This window comes from Arsenicibacter sp. R0_47 (genome assembly GCF_057652235.1).
Window position 1 is genome coordinate 73,318 of record NZ_JBYFCJ010000015.1, and the last position, 15,686, is coordinate 89,003.

At 51.8% G+C, this 15,686-nt stretch carries 11 protein-coding genes; 4 read left to right on the plus strand and 7 right to left on the minus strand.

Going from position 1 to position 15,686, the window contains the following annotated elements:
- The first annotated feature begins 215 nt into the window (after positions 1-215).
- Positions 216-3,707 (plus strand): isoleucine--tRNA ligase, encoded by a 3,492-nt coding sequence (gene ileS, locus AC23NW_RS21825; protein ID WP_487452026.1) that lies wholly within the window; start codon positions 216-218, stop codon positions 3,705-3,707.
- A gap of 69 nt (positions 3,708-3,776) precedes the next feature.
- Here the strand turns inward: ileS and AC23NW_RS21830 are convergent, their stop codons facing one another.
- The 5 genes from AC23NW_RS21830 to AC23NW_RS21850 all read right to left on the minus strand — a co-directional run bounded on the left by AC23NW_RS21830 (position 3,777) and on the right by AC23NW_RS21850 (position 8,673).
- Positions 3,777-6,728 carry an outer membrane beta-barrel protein gene (locus tag AC23NW_RS21830; protein ID WP_487452027.1) on the minus strand — a complete coding sequence of 984 codons (2,952 nt, stop codon included), beginning with the start codon at positions 6,726-6,728 and terminating at the stop codon, positions 3,777-3,779.
- Positions 6,729-6,837: 109 nt separating this feature from the next.
- Positions 6,838-7,218 carry a hypothetical protein gene (locus AC23NW_RS21835; RefSeq protein WP_293836158.1) on the minus strand — a complete coding sequence of 127 codons (381 nt, stop codon included), beginning with the start codon at positions 7,216-7,218 and terminating at the stop codon, positions 6,838-6,840.
- A gap of 68 nt (positions 7,219-7,286) precedes the next feature.
- The gene (locus tag AC23NW_RS21840) at positions 7,287-7,796 is read right to left on the minus strand and encodes a Spy/CpxP family protein refolding chaperone (RefSeq protein WP_487452029.1); all 510 of its coding nucleotides are present in this window, start codon (positions 7,794-7,796) and stop codon (positions 7,287-7,289) included.
- Positions 7,789-8,097 (minus strand): hypothetical protein, encoded by a 309-nt coding sequence (locus AC23NW_RS21845; protein ID WP_487452030.1) that lies wholly within the window; start codon positions 8,095-8,097, stop codon positions 7,789-7,791. The genes AC23NW_RS21840 and AC23NW_RS21845 overlap by 8 nt, the downstream gene beginning before the upstream one ends.
- Positions 8,098-8,100: 3 nt before the next feature.
- Positions 8,101-8,673 carry an RNA polymerase sigma factor gene (locus AC23NW_RS21850; protein ID WP_487452032.1) on the minus strand — a complete coding sequence of 191 codons (573 nt, stop codon included), beginning with the start codon at positions 8,671-8,673 and terminating at the stop codon, positions 8,101-8,103.
- A gap of 130 nt (positions 8,674-8,803) precedes the next feature.
- Between AC23NW_RS21850 and AC23NW_RS21855 the strand changes: the two genes are divergently transcribed.
- The 3 genes from AC23NW_RS21855 to AC23NW_RS21865 all read left to right on the plus strand — a co-directional run bounded on the left by AC23NW_RS21855 (position 8,804) and on the right by AC23NW_RS21865 (position 11,840).
- Positions 8,804-9,139, plus strand: coding sequence for a fibronectin type III domain-containing protein (locus AC23NW_RS21855; RefSeq protein WP_293836166.1), 336 nt, complete (start codon positions 8,804-8,806; stop codon positions 9,137-9,139).
- Positions 9,140-9,378: 239 nt separating this feature from the next.
- Positions 9,379-11,667 (plus strand): DUF11 domain-containing protein, encoded by a 2,289-nt coding sequence (locus AC23NW_RS21860; protein ID WP_487452033.1) that lies wholly within the window; start codon positions 9,379-9,381, stop codon positions 11,665-11,667.
- Positions 11,664-11,840, plus strand: a complete 177-nt coding sequence (locus AC23NW_RS21865) for a hypothetical protein (protein WP_487452035.1) — start codon at positions 11,664-11,666, stop codon at positions 11,838-11,840. Before AC23NW_RS21860 ends, AC23NW_RS21865 begins: the two co-directional genes overlap by 4 nt.
- Here AC23NW_RS21865 and AC23NW_RS21870 read toward each other — a convergent pair.
- The gene (locus tag AC23NW_RS21870) at positions 11,818-13,020 is read right to left on the minus strand and encodes an aminotransferase class V-fold PLP-dependent enzyme (RefSeq protein ID WP_487452036.1); all 1,203 of its coding nucleotides are present in this window, start codon (positions 13,018-13,020) and stop codon (positions 11,818-11,820) included. The two genes, AC23NW_RS21865 and AC23NW_RS21870, sit on opposite strands and share 23 nt — an antisense overlap.
- A gap of 161 nt (positions 13,021-13,181) precedes the next feature.
- The gene (locus AC23NW_RS21875) at positions 13,182-15,200 is read right to left on the minus strand and encodes a M13 family metallopeptidase (protein ID WP_487452037.1); all 2,019 of its coding nucleotides are present in this window, start codon (positions 15,198-15,200) and stop codon (positions 13,182-13,184) included.
- Positions 15,201-15,686: the final 486 nt, after the last annotated feature.

The following is a 15,686-nucleotide window of genomic DNA, read 5'->3' on the forward strand; positions in this document are numbered from 1 at the left end:
TTGGGCAAAAAACACGCGGGATGAGAGCATATATTTTTCTTAGCTTTGAGCAAACGGTATTGACCGGCAGGTTGAGGCGTTGTTTCGGGAACTGAAAACCGGTCCTGGTTGTCAGTATGCAAAATACCCTTGATGATCAGCTATTGCCCTTTTTGCTGCGAAACCTGTACCTTTGCCCCGATTTTTATTTCTGAAAACACCCGGAGTACTTCCTGATGAATTATAAACAATACGATAACCTCAGTTATGCCAGCATCGCAGACGAGGTTTTGAACCATTGGAAACAGACAAATGCCTTCGAGGAATCGGTTCGGCTCCGTGAAGGTAAACCATCCTTTACGTTCTATGAAGGTCCGCCGTCGGCCAATGGAGCGCCTGGTATCCACCACGTTATGGCGCGGACGATTAAGGATATTTTCTGCCGTTACAAAACCCTGCAAGGCTATCAGGTGAAACGTAAAGGCGGTTGGGATACCCACGGCCTGCCGATTGAGCTGCAGGTGGAAAAAGAACTGGGCATTACCAAAGAGGATATTGGCAAAACCATCAGTGTTGAAGAATATAACCGGAAGTGCCGGGAAACGGTGATGCGGTTTACGGACCAGTGGAACGACCTGACCGAAAAAATGGGCTACTGGGTCGATCTGGATGATCCGTATATCACGTACCAGAATAACTATATCGAAACGCTGTGGCAGCTGCTGAAGCGGTTATACGACAAGGACTTACTCTATAAAGGCTATACCATTCAGCCGTTTTCACCGAAGGCGGGTACGGGCCTGAGCTCCCACGAACTGAACATGCCCGGCACGTATAAGGACGTGAAGGACACGACTATTGTGGCCATGTTCAAGGCGAAGCTGACGGGCAAGTCAGGCTACCTGTTCGACGCTGCCGACAGCGATGATATCTATATCCTGGCCTGGACGACAACCCCGTGGACGCTGCCGGCCAACTCGGCGCTGACCGTTGGGGCCAACATCGACTATGTGCTCGTCAAAACCTTTAACCCGTATACCCATGCGCTGGTCAATATCGTGCTGGCGAAAAACCTCATTGGCCGCTGGCTGAACGAGAAAGGCAAGGTTGAGGACGTAAACGACCCGGCATTTGGTACCTATCAGGCGGGTGATAAAGTGCAGCCGTGGGCCGTGATTATGGAATTTAAGGGCGAGCATCTGGAAGGAATTGACTATGAGCAGCTGCTGCCATACGTGCAACCGGATAAACCTGCCTTTAAGGTAATTCTCGGCGATTTCGTAACGACGGAAGACGGTACGGGGGTGGTACATACTTCACCGACATTTGGTGCAGATGACTTCAGGGTTGCCCAGGCCAATGGCATCCCGGCCATCATGGTGCGCGACGAAACCGGTAAGGAAGTGCCAATCGTTGATCGTCAGGGTCGTTTTGTGAGTGAAATCACCGACTTTGCCGGCCGTTATGTCAAGGAAGAATACTATTCGGATGAGGAACGGGCAGACCCCGAATTCCGGCCGACGGACGTTCTGATCGCCATCAAACTGAAAGAAGAAGGTAAGGCGTTCCGTGTTGAAAAATACGAACACCCGTACCCGCACTGCTGGCGGACAGATAAGCCGATTTTATATTACCCGCTCGATAGCTGGTTTATCCGGACGACAGCTGTTAAAGACCGTTTGGTTGAACTGAACAAAACCATTAACTGGAAACCGGAAAGTACCGGTACCGGTCGTTTCGGTAACTGGCTCGAAAACCTCGTTGACTGGAACCTGAGCCGCAGCCGGTTCTGGGGTACGCCGCTGCCGATCTGGCGGAGTGAAGCCGGTGAAGAGCTGTGCATTGGCTCGGTTGAAGAGCTGATGTCATTAAGCGAAAAAGCAGTTGAGCAAATGACTCAGATGCTGGGCGAACACCCTGAGTTTGCACAATACATTGAGCAGAATCAGTCACTCATTCACTCATTCGCTCAATCACAATTAGATATTCATCGTCCATACGTCGACCGGTTTGTGTTTGTGTCGGAATCGGGTAAACTGATGTTCCGTGAGCCGGACCTGATCGATGTCTGGTTTGACTCGGGGGCGATGCCGTATGCGCAGTGGCACTATCCGTTTGAAAACAAAGAAACATTCGATCAGTCATTTCCGGCAGATTTTATCTCGGAAGGGGTGGATCAGACGCGTGGCTGGTTCTTTACGCTGCATGCCATTGCCGGTATGTTGGGTACGCTGGACGGTACGGTCGAATCGTCGATTGCGTTTAAAAATGTCGTGTCAACGGGGTTAGTCCTGGATAAAAACGGCAACAAAATGTCGAAACGGCTGGGCAACGCCATTGACCCGTTCCGGACACTGTCGACCTACGGGGCAGACCCGACGCGCTGGTACATGATTACCAATGCCGAGCCGTGGGAAAACCTGAAATTCAACCTCGACGGGATCGGGGAGGTGCAGCGGAAGTTCTTCGGGACCTTGCTGAATACCTACAACTTCTTTGCGCTTTACGCCAACCTCGATAACTACCGCATCGAACAGTTTGACCGTGTGCCGTATGAGCGGCTGACGGAGCTGGACCGCTGGATTATCTCCAAGCTGATGACGCTGGTGAAAGAGGTGACAGAGCAGTTCGAAGACTATAACCCGACGAAAGCCGGTCGTCTGATTCAGGACTTTGTCTGCGATCAGCTGTCTAACTGGTACGTACGGTTGTCTCGCCGCCGGTTCTGGACCGGCGCGAGCGAAACCGGTGAACTGACCGAAGACAAACGCGCGGCCTACGAAACCCTGCAACACTGTCTGGCAACGGTAGCGCAGCTGATGTCGCCGATAGCGCCGTTCTTCTCCGACTGGCTCTACCGCAACCTGACAGAATCGGTACGGCAGGAGTCAATCGAGAAAAATACACCGTTCCAATACGATTCGGTACATTTTACAGACTGGCACCCGGTTATCAGTGAGTGGATTGATACTGAACTGGAAAAGTCGATGGAGCTAGCCCAGAACGTGTGTTCACTGGTACACTCGCTGCGGAAAGGGCATAAAATCAAAGTGCGTCAGCCGCTGACGAAAGTGCTGATTCCGGTCCTGAATGCCGAAACACGCGGATTAATCGAACACGTAGCGCCGATTATCCAGTCGGAGGTAAACGTGCGGGCCGTTGAATTCCTGGACGGTACGTCGGCAGAAGCTACGTCGGGTATCCTGAAGAAAAAGATCAAGCCAAACTTTAAGGCTCTGGGGCCAAAGTTCGGCAAACAGATGAAAGATGTAGCTGCGGCGATTACGGCCATGACCAGTGATGACATTGCCCAACTGGAACAGTCGGGTACGTTCCTGCTGGCATCGCTGAATCAGTCGATCTCGCTGGCGGATACCGAAATCCTGACCGAAGACGTGCCGGGCTGGCTGGTTGCCAGTGAGGGCGGGCTGACAGTAGCACTTGATGTGACAATTACCGATGAGCTGCGGCAGGAAGGCATTGCCCGCGATTTTGTGAACCGGATTCAGAATCTGCGTAAAGACAGTGATTTTGACGTAACGGATAAGATCACCATCGTACTGGAGCGTAATAACGACACGCTGGCGGCGGCCGTTGAAGCCAACAAAGGCTATATCTGTCAGGAGGTTCAGGCTAATTCGCTGGAATTGGTCGAAAGCCTGAACGGAGGTGCTTCTGAAATTGAAATGGACGAATTCCTGCTGCGCGTTGCGGTAGCGAAGGCGTAAAATAATAACTCCCCGAAAGTTTTAAACTTTCGGGGAGTTTAAAAAGATAGGGCGACGGTCACTCTTTAATTAAAATCCGCCGCGAGGCCCCATGCCACCAGGGCCCATGCCTGGTCCCATACCACCCCGCTCACGCCACGGGCGCTGCTCCTGGTTGTCCTGCGTCGGCATTGAACCCGACTTGAAGTTCCGGAGCGTATAGGTAAACGTCAGCATAAAATATTGCTTCAGTACCAGCGAACGTACGTCTTCACGGTACGTTTCCGTCAGGGTACGGGTAATGCTGGTGTTTTGGTTCAGCAAATCAAACACCGAAATTTTCAACTCGCCGGCCTGATTTTTCAGGAACTTCTTACCCACTTCCATGTTCCAGAGGGAGAACTGCTGGTTGAAACCCGCAGCCAGTCCTGAATAGCTGTAGTACGAGAAATCGGTCCGGTAGACAAAGCCTTTTCCGAAAATCCAGTTCAGACGTGCGTTAGCGGTTTGCACCGTATAGTTCGAGTTCGACTGCGTCTGAACGGTGTTCTGCTGTTGGTTGTAAGATGCGTTATAACCAAGGTTGAAGTCAAGTTTTTCGCTGATGTTGCTGCTGACAACGACCCCAGCGCTGCTGGCGTACTGATGGGCCAGATTCAGCACCCGGTTAATCAGACCAGGCGTACGGTTGTAGGTAAAGCTGGCGTTCACGTTGACCTGGCTCTTGATGGTTTTCAGCGGTAGACCACCCGTCACGAATGTACGGAAATTCATGTTGTTGTCGTAGTTAACCGGTTGGGTCAACTGAACACCCTGTTGCAAGACATAGCCGTTAGCCAGCGTCGTCGGGCGCTGGGCAATGAGTGTTGACGTACCGATCGGGTTTTGTGTATAGCCGAAGTTGATAAACGTAAGGAAACTGGCGGCTTTCGTCGGCTTGGTCAGTGAATACCGCAGACCAACATTATGACTGTATTCCTGCTTCAGCAGCGGGTTACCGGTCGAGACCTGTAACGGGTTGCTGTTATCGACCACATCCTGTAACTGCGTGATCGACGGCGCGTTGGTCGACGTACGGTAGGTCAGGCGGAGTTTGTTGTCCTGATTCAGCGTATAATCGAGCATCACCATCGGTAACAGGTTGATGAACGACCGGTCAATGTTAGTGAACTGCGGGAAGGTTTTCTGACCGGACAGTTCGGCGTCCTGTAAGTTAACTGTGGCAAATAAACCCAGTTTTTTGCCACGGTAGTTAATGCCCGTACCAACCTGATGCGTGACATAATCGTTGTTGAAGTTGTTGGTCAGCAACGTATCCAGCCGCTGTACCAGGTGCGTAAACGGGTTGTTCTGGTACGTGCGCTTATCGGCGTCGCTGTACCGGTAGCTTAGGTTATAGCTGAACTGCAGCTGTGTTTTTTTGCTAAGCGGTTCGGTGTACGACACGTTACCCGATACCTGATAGCCTTTCGACCGGTTCAGTGTTTTCTGGTCAATCAGGGTCGTGTCCGGGTTTGCACCGTAGAACGTGTTGTTCGATAGCAGGAAGCTTTTCTGATCGCGGTCGTTCAGTCCCATACCTAAGTTAACCGAAAGGCTGCGGCCCATTTTGGCAAACCGGTGCCGGTACAGAATGTTGTTCGACATGTTATAACCATATGTCTGGGCCGATGACGAGTTTGATCCCGTGTTCTGTAAGGCGTCTCCCTGGCGGGTTGAGCTCGTTACGTCGCTGTTTGACCGGTTGTCCTGAAAGCTCAGGTTCGGGGTAATCAGGAGGGAGTTGTTGCGGTCAATGGTATACTCAAACCGGAAATTAACGCGGTGATTGTTGTTCCGGCTGCCGGATGTCTGCGTCTCTTCGTAGCGCTGCGTCGTTTCCTGATTCAGGAAGTAATCACGAACGGTTGACTGCTCATTGCGGCTGTTGCCCTGGTTAAAGAAGTAGCTGCCCCGTACGGCCAGTTTTTTGCCCCACTGATCACTGTAGTTCAAGCCGACTGAATGGGTTGTGTTGATCCCGTTTGCGTTACCGACCAGAAAATTACTGGCGCCGCCACCGCCGAAGTTTCCACCCCCGCGGGCACCGCCACCGCCGCCTCCGCCGCCACGACCTCCGCCGCCACCGCCGCGGGTGCCACCAGCGCTTTGTACGCCTAACAGATCCTGACCGGAGAAATTTTGCTGATTAATATTATTCGACAGGCCGATAACGCTCAACCGGCGGTCGCCCTTAAAGAAGTTCATGCTGCCACCGGCCTGATAGGTATCGTTTGTGCCATAGCCGGCATAGACGCGGCCAAACTGACCGTTGCGGCGATCACCGCGGGTTACGATATTGATGGTTTTGCTGGTGTTGCCATCGTTAAAGCCGGTAAACTGAGACTGATCGCTCAACCGGTCGAAGACTTCGATTTTATCCACTACTTCAGCGGGCAGGTTCCGGAGCGCAATCGTCGGGTCATCGCCGAAAAACGGCTTACCGTCAACCAGAATCTGCTGTACGTTTTCACCCTGAACCTGAACCGTCCCGTTCTGGACCGTTACGCCGGGCATTTTCTTGATCAGGTCTTCGGTCTGGGCATCACGGTTTACCTTATAGGCACTCGCGTTGAACTGTAATGTATCGCCTTTCTGCTGCGCGGTCGGCGCTTTACCGACAACCTGCACTTCTTTCAGCTGTCTGGCTGATTCGAGCATTTGCAGTTTTCCAAGGCTCTGGTTTTCCTGAAGCAGGTTGACCGCCTGATTTAAGGCGTCAAAGCCAACATACGTAACCTGAAGCTGATAGGCACGCTGAGGAATTTTAGGGAACTGGAACGCACCATTAACATCGGTGACGGCATAGTGTTTTTCGGCCGTACTGTCCGAACGGGTTAATACAAGGTTTACCCCGATCAAGGCCTGTCCTTTGTCGTCAGTAACTGTACCCGACAGGATGCCGGAAGGAGAAGCACCCGCCGGTGGAGCCGTTTGCCCGAATGTAAACTGCCATGCTGAAAGAAGCAGAAACAGTGAAAAGAAAATTCTTCCAGGTTTCATAATTGTGTGTTCAGATTGTACCAATGAGTTAGCCGGACAAGACGTCCGGGATGAAAAATATATGGAATGAGGCAGCGGGTACTGCCTCATTCATAAACCAGTGCGGTAATTATTTGTTGCGTTGGCCGCCGCCGTTTCCGCCACCACCCGGGCGACCCTGCATCTCGCGCTTGCTGACAAAAACACCTTTTTCGTCGAACGTCAGCATTAGACGTTTCTCGCCTTCGGTCATCATCACCATGTACTGACCTTCTGTATTTTTACCGGCACGACGGAATTCCGCAGCGGAAAATTCTTTCTTTACATAATCTTTGATGCTTTGCGGCAGGTCTTTTTCTTCGACCTGGGCCATGTCGCGCATCATACCGCCGCGGCCACCGCCACGGTTAGTGCTGTCACGACGGCCTTCGCGGCGTGGCTGGTCCTGCGCAAAGCTCTGGCTGATGGTTAAGGTAGCCAACAGGCTGGCTGCTAAGATTACTTTTTTCATGATTGTGTTTAGTATTTATGTCTTAGGACGATTCGCTTGGTAAAACTTGCGGCGGGTAGCAAAAAAAATTAATGTTTTTCGTGTTTACGCCAGCCACCGAACGGAGGTCCGCCGCCACGGCCCATACCCCGGTCGACAAACGGCATCTCAATCAGGATCTTTTTGAGCTTTTCACGCTGTGCCGGCGTACAGATTGCCGCTACTTTCCGGAAATGCAGCAGGGTAATCACATCCATATTGGCCACCTGGTTATTGATCACCGAGGCTTTTTCCGTGAGCTGGGCCTGCGTCAGCGTGGTATCATCGAGGAGTTTATAAAACTCCTGACGTGCTTTTTTCAGGTCTTTAGCCATTGGCATCGTCTCCCTGAAATACTGTTTGCGCAGTGTGTCGAACTGAACGCGTTGTTCGGGAGAAAAGGCAAGGGTATCAGCTAAAAATGACTTCCACCGGTTTCCTCCGCGCCAGTGCGGCGGGTGTTTCGGGCCCAAGTACATCCACGCCAGCAAAGCGGCGTTCAGCACAACCAACGCAACAATAATACCGGTTAACAGGCGGGTTTTTGATTTCTCATTCATTGGCATCCCAGTTAAATTGAAGAAGATGATATTCGGCCACAAAGCCGTCATAAGTAGTCGATTCGGTTGTTGTAAGCTCGTTGCCGCCCTGGTTAAAGGCCACGGCAACATTGATCAGCACCAGCAGGCTTAAGGCCGCGATGGCATAGGCCGGATTCAGCAGCCAGTTGATTCGCTGTGCTTTCCGGTTGTCAAGACGGGCCTGCACCCGGGTATAAAAAAACGGTTTCGGTTCGGCAGGGTTGAGTTTACCCAGTTTGCCAAACAGATCGTTCCAGTTATCGTCTTGTGATGAGTACATGATTTAATGAAAGATTAGAATGTGTTTCAATTGCTTTTTTAAATTCTGTTTAGCTCTGTGAATCAGGGATTCAACCGAAGAAAGGGACGTTTGCATGACTTCCGCAATTTCCTGGTAACTCAATCCGTCCAGGTGGTGAAGCGTAAAGGCTACTTTTTGTTTGTCAGGGAACCGGGCGACGGCCGCAAACAAATGCTGCATTTGTTCCTTATCTTCCAGGGCTACTCCCGGATGATGAAAATCAGGCGGGTGGTAGATCACTTCGTTATGTGTTCCGAACAGACTGCTCAAAAAGGAAAACCGTTTCTGTGCTTTCTTTTTCTGAATGGCTTTCAGCGCATTCGAAGTGGCAATCCGGTAAAGCCAGGTCGATAGCTTTGCTTCGCCCCGAAAAGCCGAAATGGTCTCATAAACTTCGACAAATACCTCTTGTGCAATGTCTTCTGCCTCTTCGGCGTTTTGTACCAGAGCCAGAATCGTATTATAGACCCGACGCTGGTAGGTCTCTACCAGATAGCGGAAGGCTTTTTCATCGCCTTTCTTGAGTCGGGGTATCAGTTCTGCTTCTAAAATCAAGGTATTTTGTCGGGGTTATACGTACTTAGGTCAGAAAGTTGCCGGTAACTTGCGGCCTGAGATTAAAAAAATGTAAAAAGAACCGGTACTTTGTTGTTTGCTGAGCCAAAACCGATTAACACTGAATAATATGCATCAACTCTTACTTGCCGTTACATTTTTTCTGTTACTGACCAGTCCGCCCCGGATTGTGAAAGGCCCCTATATCCAGAACCTGACCGAGACAAGTGTGACCATCTGCTGGCATACCGACACACCGTCAAACAGCCGCGTATTATACGGCCTGCGGATGCATCAGCTGAACGGGGCAATCTTCAATAACCAGCAGATTACGGATCATTACGTCACGCTGAGCAATCTCGAACCCGGAACCCGTTATTTCTATTCATTCGGTAGCTCCGGAATCCGCCTTCAGGCCGATTCTACCCAGTATTTTACGACAGTACTGAAAAAAAATAAAAAATAATTATGGTCATACGGCTCGTATAGTATGTTGAGCTAACTCCCTTCAAAATCAGGTCTCTTACTCTTTTGTTGGGGACAATGTGTCTGATTTTTTTGTTACCGAATACTGTATTTTAGGTATTAAATTGTACTAATAGAGTTATTAAGTATCATTTGTACTTCGTAAATGGCATTCCTTTTGATAAGAGTATGATGAATATGTAATCCGTTTATATTCTCTCTTTTCTAGTAGCTAAGGATATGCCCATTCACTACACTCAGAACGTTTATGCACTTTTCAGAACAGGTATCAAAGCATTGTTGTTTGTTATCTGGTTCGTCTTGATTGGTCACTTGAAAGTATTTGGTACAACTGCTTTCATTACCGCCCCGCCCGCTATCAGTGTAGCTTCTGTTACGGCTTGTTCAGGCCAGATGGCAACTCTGGTATCAACGGGTTGTACGGGAACAATAATGTGGGAGGGAAATGGTGTGAGTATTGGAGGACCAACGAGTTCGATCAGTTTTCAGACCGCGCCGGTACAAACTCCAACCAATATCCCCTTTAAAATAACCTGTACCGAAAGTACGGGATCCGTTTCGACTACTGCGAACATTACAGTTGTTCCTGCACCGTCGCTTACACTTACGGTAGCTCCGGCAACCACTATTACCGAGGGTAATGCCGTAACGTTGACCGCTGCCGGTTGCGAGTACGGAACGATGCGCTGGTCTACCGGAGCTACTGACAACGGCAGAACACAGATCACCGCTCTGCCCCCTCAAACCACCACCTATACCGCTACCTGTACTGTCGGCGAAACCTGCGTGGCAACGGCAACCCGGACAATTACGGTTCAGCCTGTACCCAGACTATCATTGTCGACCCTGGTCAGTAAAGGACGGGCAAAAGTTGGCGAGGTGTTGACGTATACCGTTATCGTTTCTAATACCGGTAATGCCGCCGCCAACAATGTGGTAGTGGAAGAGTATATCTCTGCGAAAGCAACCTATATTCCTAATTCGGCAACCGCATCAACCGGTACGTTTACGGCGGGTATCCCGACCAATACCTGGGCGTTTGCGACATTGCCGGCCAACGCCTCGGCGACCTTAACCTATTCGGCCAGCGTAGTCGGAGAAGGCGTTGTAAATGTTACCAGTACTATCCAGAACGTAGATACAGTGCAGGTCTGTACGTCGATACCGATTCGCGTTTGTCCGGGCAGTAACTATGTCGTGCGGGTCAATGCGCCGGCCGGGTACAGTTCCTATAAATTTTATAATGGTACCACACTGGTGCAGGAAGGGCCGCTGAACAGCTATACTGCCACCACGGCCGGTGAATACAAAGTGCTGGTCGACGATGGCACCGGAACCTGCCAGCAGCAGTCCTGCTGTCCGTTGGTGATCGAAGAGGTACCGGCCACGCTGACACTTACATCCGCCACCGGTTCTACGCTTGCCATAGGGACCAGCACAACATTGCTGGCCGGTGGGTGTACAAGCGGTACGGTGGTTTGGGGTAATTCCTTCACCGGCGTCAGTCAGGTTGTATCACCAACAATAACAACGGCTTATGCTGCCACCTGTACAACGGCTGACGGCTGTACGGCAACCGCTGCTACAACTGTAACGGTTCTCAGTCCGCAGGTATCGGTACAGAAGTTTGTGTCGGCAACTAAGGCACAGTTAGGCAGTCTGGTTACGTTTACCGTGGTGGTTGCCAATACCGGGCCGGTAGCAGCGAGTGCGGTGGCTGTCCGTGATTCAGTTGGCGGCGGGGTCATTGTGCCGGCCTCTGTCAACGTCTCACAGGGAGCATTCTCGCCCAACTCGCTGACCAGCCTCTGGAATGTGGGTAACCTGCCGGCCAGTACAACGGCAACGCTGGTCTATTCAGTGAGTATCATTAACGAAGGCGTCGTATATGCGTCGGCGGCTACCGGCGGGCAGGTATCGCAGGTGTGTTTGTCGGTCCCGGTGAAGGTTTGTGTCGGTGATCCGGTGCTTATTGAACTGACCGCACCGGCCGGATATACCCGCTACGAATGGTACCGTGGTACTGAAAAGGTTTATGACGGTCTACTGACTAGTTTCACGGCCACCGCCCTCGGCGAGTACCGGGTAATCGGCTACAAAGGAGCTGTACAATGTCCTGATCTGACCTGCTGCCCGATTTACATCGAATCAGACAGCATTCCGCTATATACGGTGGCAGCGATTCGCCCGACCTGTCTGAGCAATCAGCCCCAGGCCAATGGTTCGCTCCGGCTGGCCGGTCTGGGTAGCGATACCAGCCAGTTTACCTACCAGTATTCAGAAGGGACGTCATTTAACGCCGCCGTAGCACTTCAGGCGACTCCGGTTCCGGTACCTGCCGGCGGGGTGATTGCCAGCACCCTGAATCAGGCGAAAACCTACACCGTGCGGGTATACAACACCCTTGGCTGTTTCCGCGACGTAACGGTCACCATGTCCGTCAGTTGCGACTGTCCGCCGAACCTTTGCGTACCGGTTACGATCCGTAAAACCAAATCAAGACCGTGACCCAATGTGGTTACCCGATCAAAATCGTAAAAATGGGTGACCACGTAAAAATGGGTGACCACGTAAAAATGGGCGACCACGTAAAAATGGGTGACCACGTAAAAATGGGCGACCACGTAAAAATGGGCGACTACGTGGGGTCGCCCCTACCTATTCCAGACAACGGGAAATGATCCGGCACACGGCTGTGATTTCGTCACTGGTGTTGAAATAATGCGGGGACAGGCGGATAATCCAGTCAATGCCCTTGCGTTGAAAATCGATCAGCGCTGCCTGTGCTTGCTGAGCCGTGAAGACAATACCTGCCTGCCGTAAGTCATCTTCAAGTGCCGGAAGCGACCGGTTTGCCACATGAAACGTCAGAATATTGCTTAGCACCGGGCCACGGTCCATCAATGTAAGGCCCGGAAGCGGAGCAAGGCCATGCCGGAGCTGTTGCATCAGGAGCTGATTATGGGCCGCAATCTGTTGGATACCAATCTGGTTTGCATACCGAATGGCTTCAGCCAGGCCCATAATCAGGAGCGAAATTTCCTGTGGTTCAAAACGACGGGCGGTGGGCTGGATGGTAAACTGATCGGGGGCAGTCCAGCTGGCTCCCCGGCGTTCGACAAACAACGGAGTAAGGCCAACCTGCAAAGCCTTGTCGGAGACGTACAGAAAACCGGTATTACGCGGGCCGCGCAGAAACTTGCGCCCCGTCGCCACCAGAAAATCGGGCCGGATCCGGGTGACATCCAGCGGCAGCTGCCCGACCGACTGCGCCGCATCGAGCAGGTACCAGACATCATACTGATGGCACAGCTGCCCGATTGCTTCGGCAGGCAACACTGTGCCGGAATTAGTGGGTATATGGGTAATGGCAACCAGCCGGGGGCTGTGCCTGCGTAACAGATCCTCCAGATGCGACAGATCCAGGTCACCGTCAGGCAGGTCATTAATCCGGATCAGCTGAATACCCAGCCGCTTTTGCAGCGAAAGAAAAACCAGCTGGTTGGAAATGTAGTCATTATTTGTGGTTAGTATCGTGTCGCCCTCGCGGAACGGGATGGATGACATGGCCCGGATAAAGGCGTCCGTTGCGCTGTAGGCATAGGCAATGTTATCAGGTTTTGTATTCAACAACAAAGCGGTTTCGTCGTAAAAACGGGCAATTTGCCCCGCCTGCTGCCGCTCAGCCCCGTAGCCGCCCAACTCATTTTCCAGCTGAAGGTGTTTTGTCATGGCGGACAAAACGGGCCCGGGCATGAGCGAAGCCCCCGCACTGTTCATAAACAAGGTATCACCGGTACAGCCGGGCGTATCCTGCCGGATTCGGTCAATACCGGGTAAAAACGTTAATTCTGTTTGCATGGAGCAAAAAAAGGATTTAAAACTGTACGGAAACAGATACACTTTACGGAATCTGCTTACGTACAGTTGCTGGCCGGGGCATTGCCTTTGCCCGAATTCCAGGTTAACTAACAAGATGAAAAAGCATCCGGAGAGGTCAATACGCCGGATGCTTTTCTGCCTTACCAGACCGTAATCCGGTCTTTTTCTGCTTTGTACATTTTATCGCCGGGCTGCACATTGAAGGCTTTGTAGAACGGCGTGAAATTCATCAGCGGACCGTTTACGCGCCATTTTGCCGGTGAATGCGGGTTGGTGTTAACGTACATTCCCATGTAAGCATTCCGCGTTTTCACCCGCCAGATCCGCGCAATCGAGATGAAAAAGCGCTGGTCGGGCGTGAAACCGTCAAGTTTTTCTGTGCTCTTGCCTTGTTTGGTCAGTTTAAAGGCGTCGTAGGCAATGGCCACGCCCGCAATGTCAGCCGTGTTTTCGCCAACTGTCAGGGCACCTTTCACGTGTACCGAATCCAGTACGGTAAACTGGTGATACTGGTCAATCACCTGCTGGGTTCTGGCTTTAAATTTGGCGTAATCCGATTTGGTCCACCAGTTGGCCACATTGCCATATTTGTCGTACTGAGCCCCCTGATCGTCAAAGGAGTGGGTGATTTCATGGCCGATTACCATCCCGATACCGCCGTAATTCAGCGCATCGTCGGCATTCACGTCAAAGTAGGGCGGTTGCAGGATACCGGCCGGAAACACAATCTCATTCAGCGGCGGATTGTTGTAGGCCGTTACGGTCGGCGGCGTGGTATGCCACTCGGTGCGGTCAACTTTCTTGCCGGTTTTAGCCACATTGTACAGGTAATCATTCTTATTCGTGGCCAGACGGTTTTCGAAGTAAGCCCCCCGCTGCACCTCAACGGCAGAATAATCCCGCCATTTATCCGGATAACCGATTTTTTCGGTGAACGCATACAGTTTTTCCTTCGCGCGGGCTTTGGTGGAATCACTCATCCAGTCCAGTTTCGTGATGCGGGTCTCGAACGCTTTTTTGAGGTTGTCGACCAGCACGGCCATCCGCTTCCGCGCATCTTCCGGAAAATACTTTTTTACGTAGAGTTGTGCCAGGGCTTCGCCCAGTGACCCGTCGACAGCCTGGGTCATTTCTTCGGCCCGTGTCTTCTTTACCGCCTGCCCTGTCAGCACTTTGGTATAGGCGAACGACGCATCGACAAACGGCTGGCTCAGGTAATTGGCATAATTGGTTAAGGCACGGGCTTTTAAATAGAGCTTCCAGTCTGCCAGCGGAACGGTGGTCAGCAGTTCATTCAGCTTGTCGTAGTAGCCAGGCTGAGCGACGTTTACCGAATCGGCCTGCACACCCAGATGCTGTAGCAGCGCAGGCCAGGCAAGCGCAGCGTGTTTCCGGGCCAGATCGGCCACGGCCAGTTTGTTATAGTTCGCCTTTACGTCGCGCCGCTCAATGTTTGTCCGGTGGGCGCCGGCCAGTTGCTTTTCCAGCCCATACGCCACAGCTGCTGCGTTTTCGGCGGCGGCCTGACTAGTGCCGGTCAGCTCAAACAAGTGGGTGAGGTAGGCACGGTATGCTTTCTGGATGCCGAGGGTCGACGAATCCGTTTTAAAGTAATACTCGCGTTCGGGAAGCCCGATGCCGGTTTGCTGGAACTGGGCAATGTTGATGCTGCTCTGCCGGTTGTCAGGACCAACGTAAAAGCCGATAACTGACCGGTTCCCTTCCTTGTGTTCGTTAGCGGCCAGCGCCAGCATGGATGCGACGTCATTCAACGCGTCGATGCGGGCCAGCAAGGGCTTGATCGGGTCATAGCCGCGCTTATTGATAGCCGTGGTATCCATACCGGAGGCGTAAAAATCACCGACCTTTTGTTCAAGGCTGCCTTTAGGCTGCGGGGTGGCCGATACACTGTCCAGAATGCCCTGAAGCCGGATGCGTTGCGGGTAGTTCAGGAAGGAATAGGAGCCGACGCCCGCCTGACTGGCCGGAATCTGGGCTGTATCGTTCCAGATGCCGTTTGCATAGGTGAAAAAATCATTGCCGGGCTTTTTCGTGGCGTCGATGCCGGTGATGACGACGCGTTTCGTGTTCGGAACCGTTCCCCGCTGACAAGCGGCTGCCGTTAACAGTACAAGGGTTACGTAAACAAGTTGTTTCATGTTTTTGACGGAAATGTACACCCAAAATCGTATTCAATCAACTGTTGCAGTCGATCGTAGGGGCGACCCCACGTGGTCGCCCGAAGTTGATTGGTGGTCGCCCGAAGTTGATTGGTGGTCGCCCGAAGTTCTGCACCCTCCGGTTAGTCGGGCAACCACGTGGGGTTGCCCCTACGGGTTTGTGACGAATGGGTCATACGGTCAGCGGGCAGGTATTTGTGCGTATTGCCATACACAAAAGAGCGCATACAAACTTCCCGAAAGGAGAGGGTTCATTTGTAGCTTTGTTGCATAGAGCGATTTCAGTTCTGCCCTCTTCATGCATAAAAAATTATACATAACCTTTTGGGAAAATCACTCGCGGAACGCAAGCGATAAGGGAAATTACTTTATCAGCACTAGTTTTCCAGGCTTTAAAATTGATGGATTGACACCAATCTCTCAACTAATATGGTTGTTTTTTCTTCTGGTAGAGTAATTACTTGC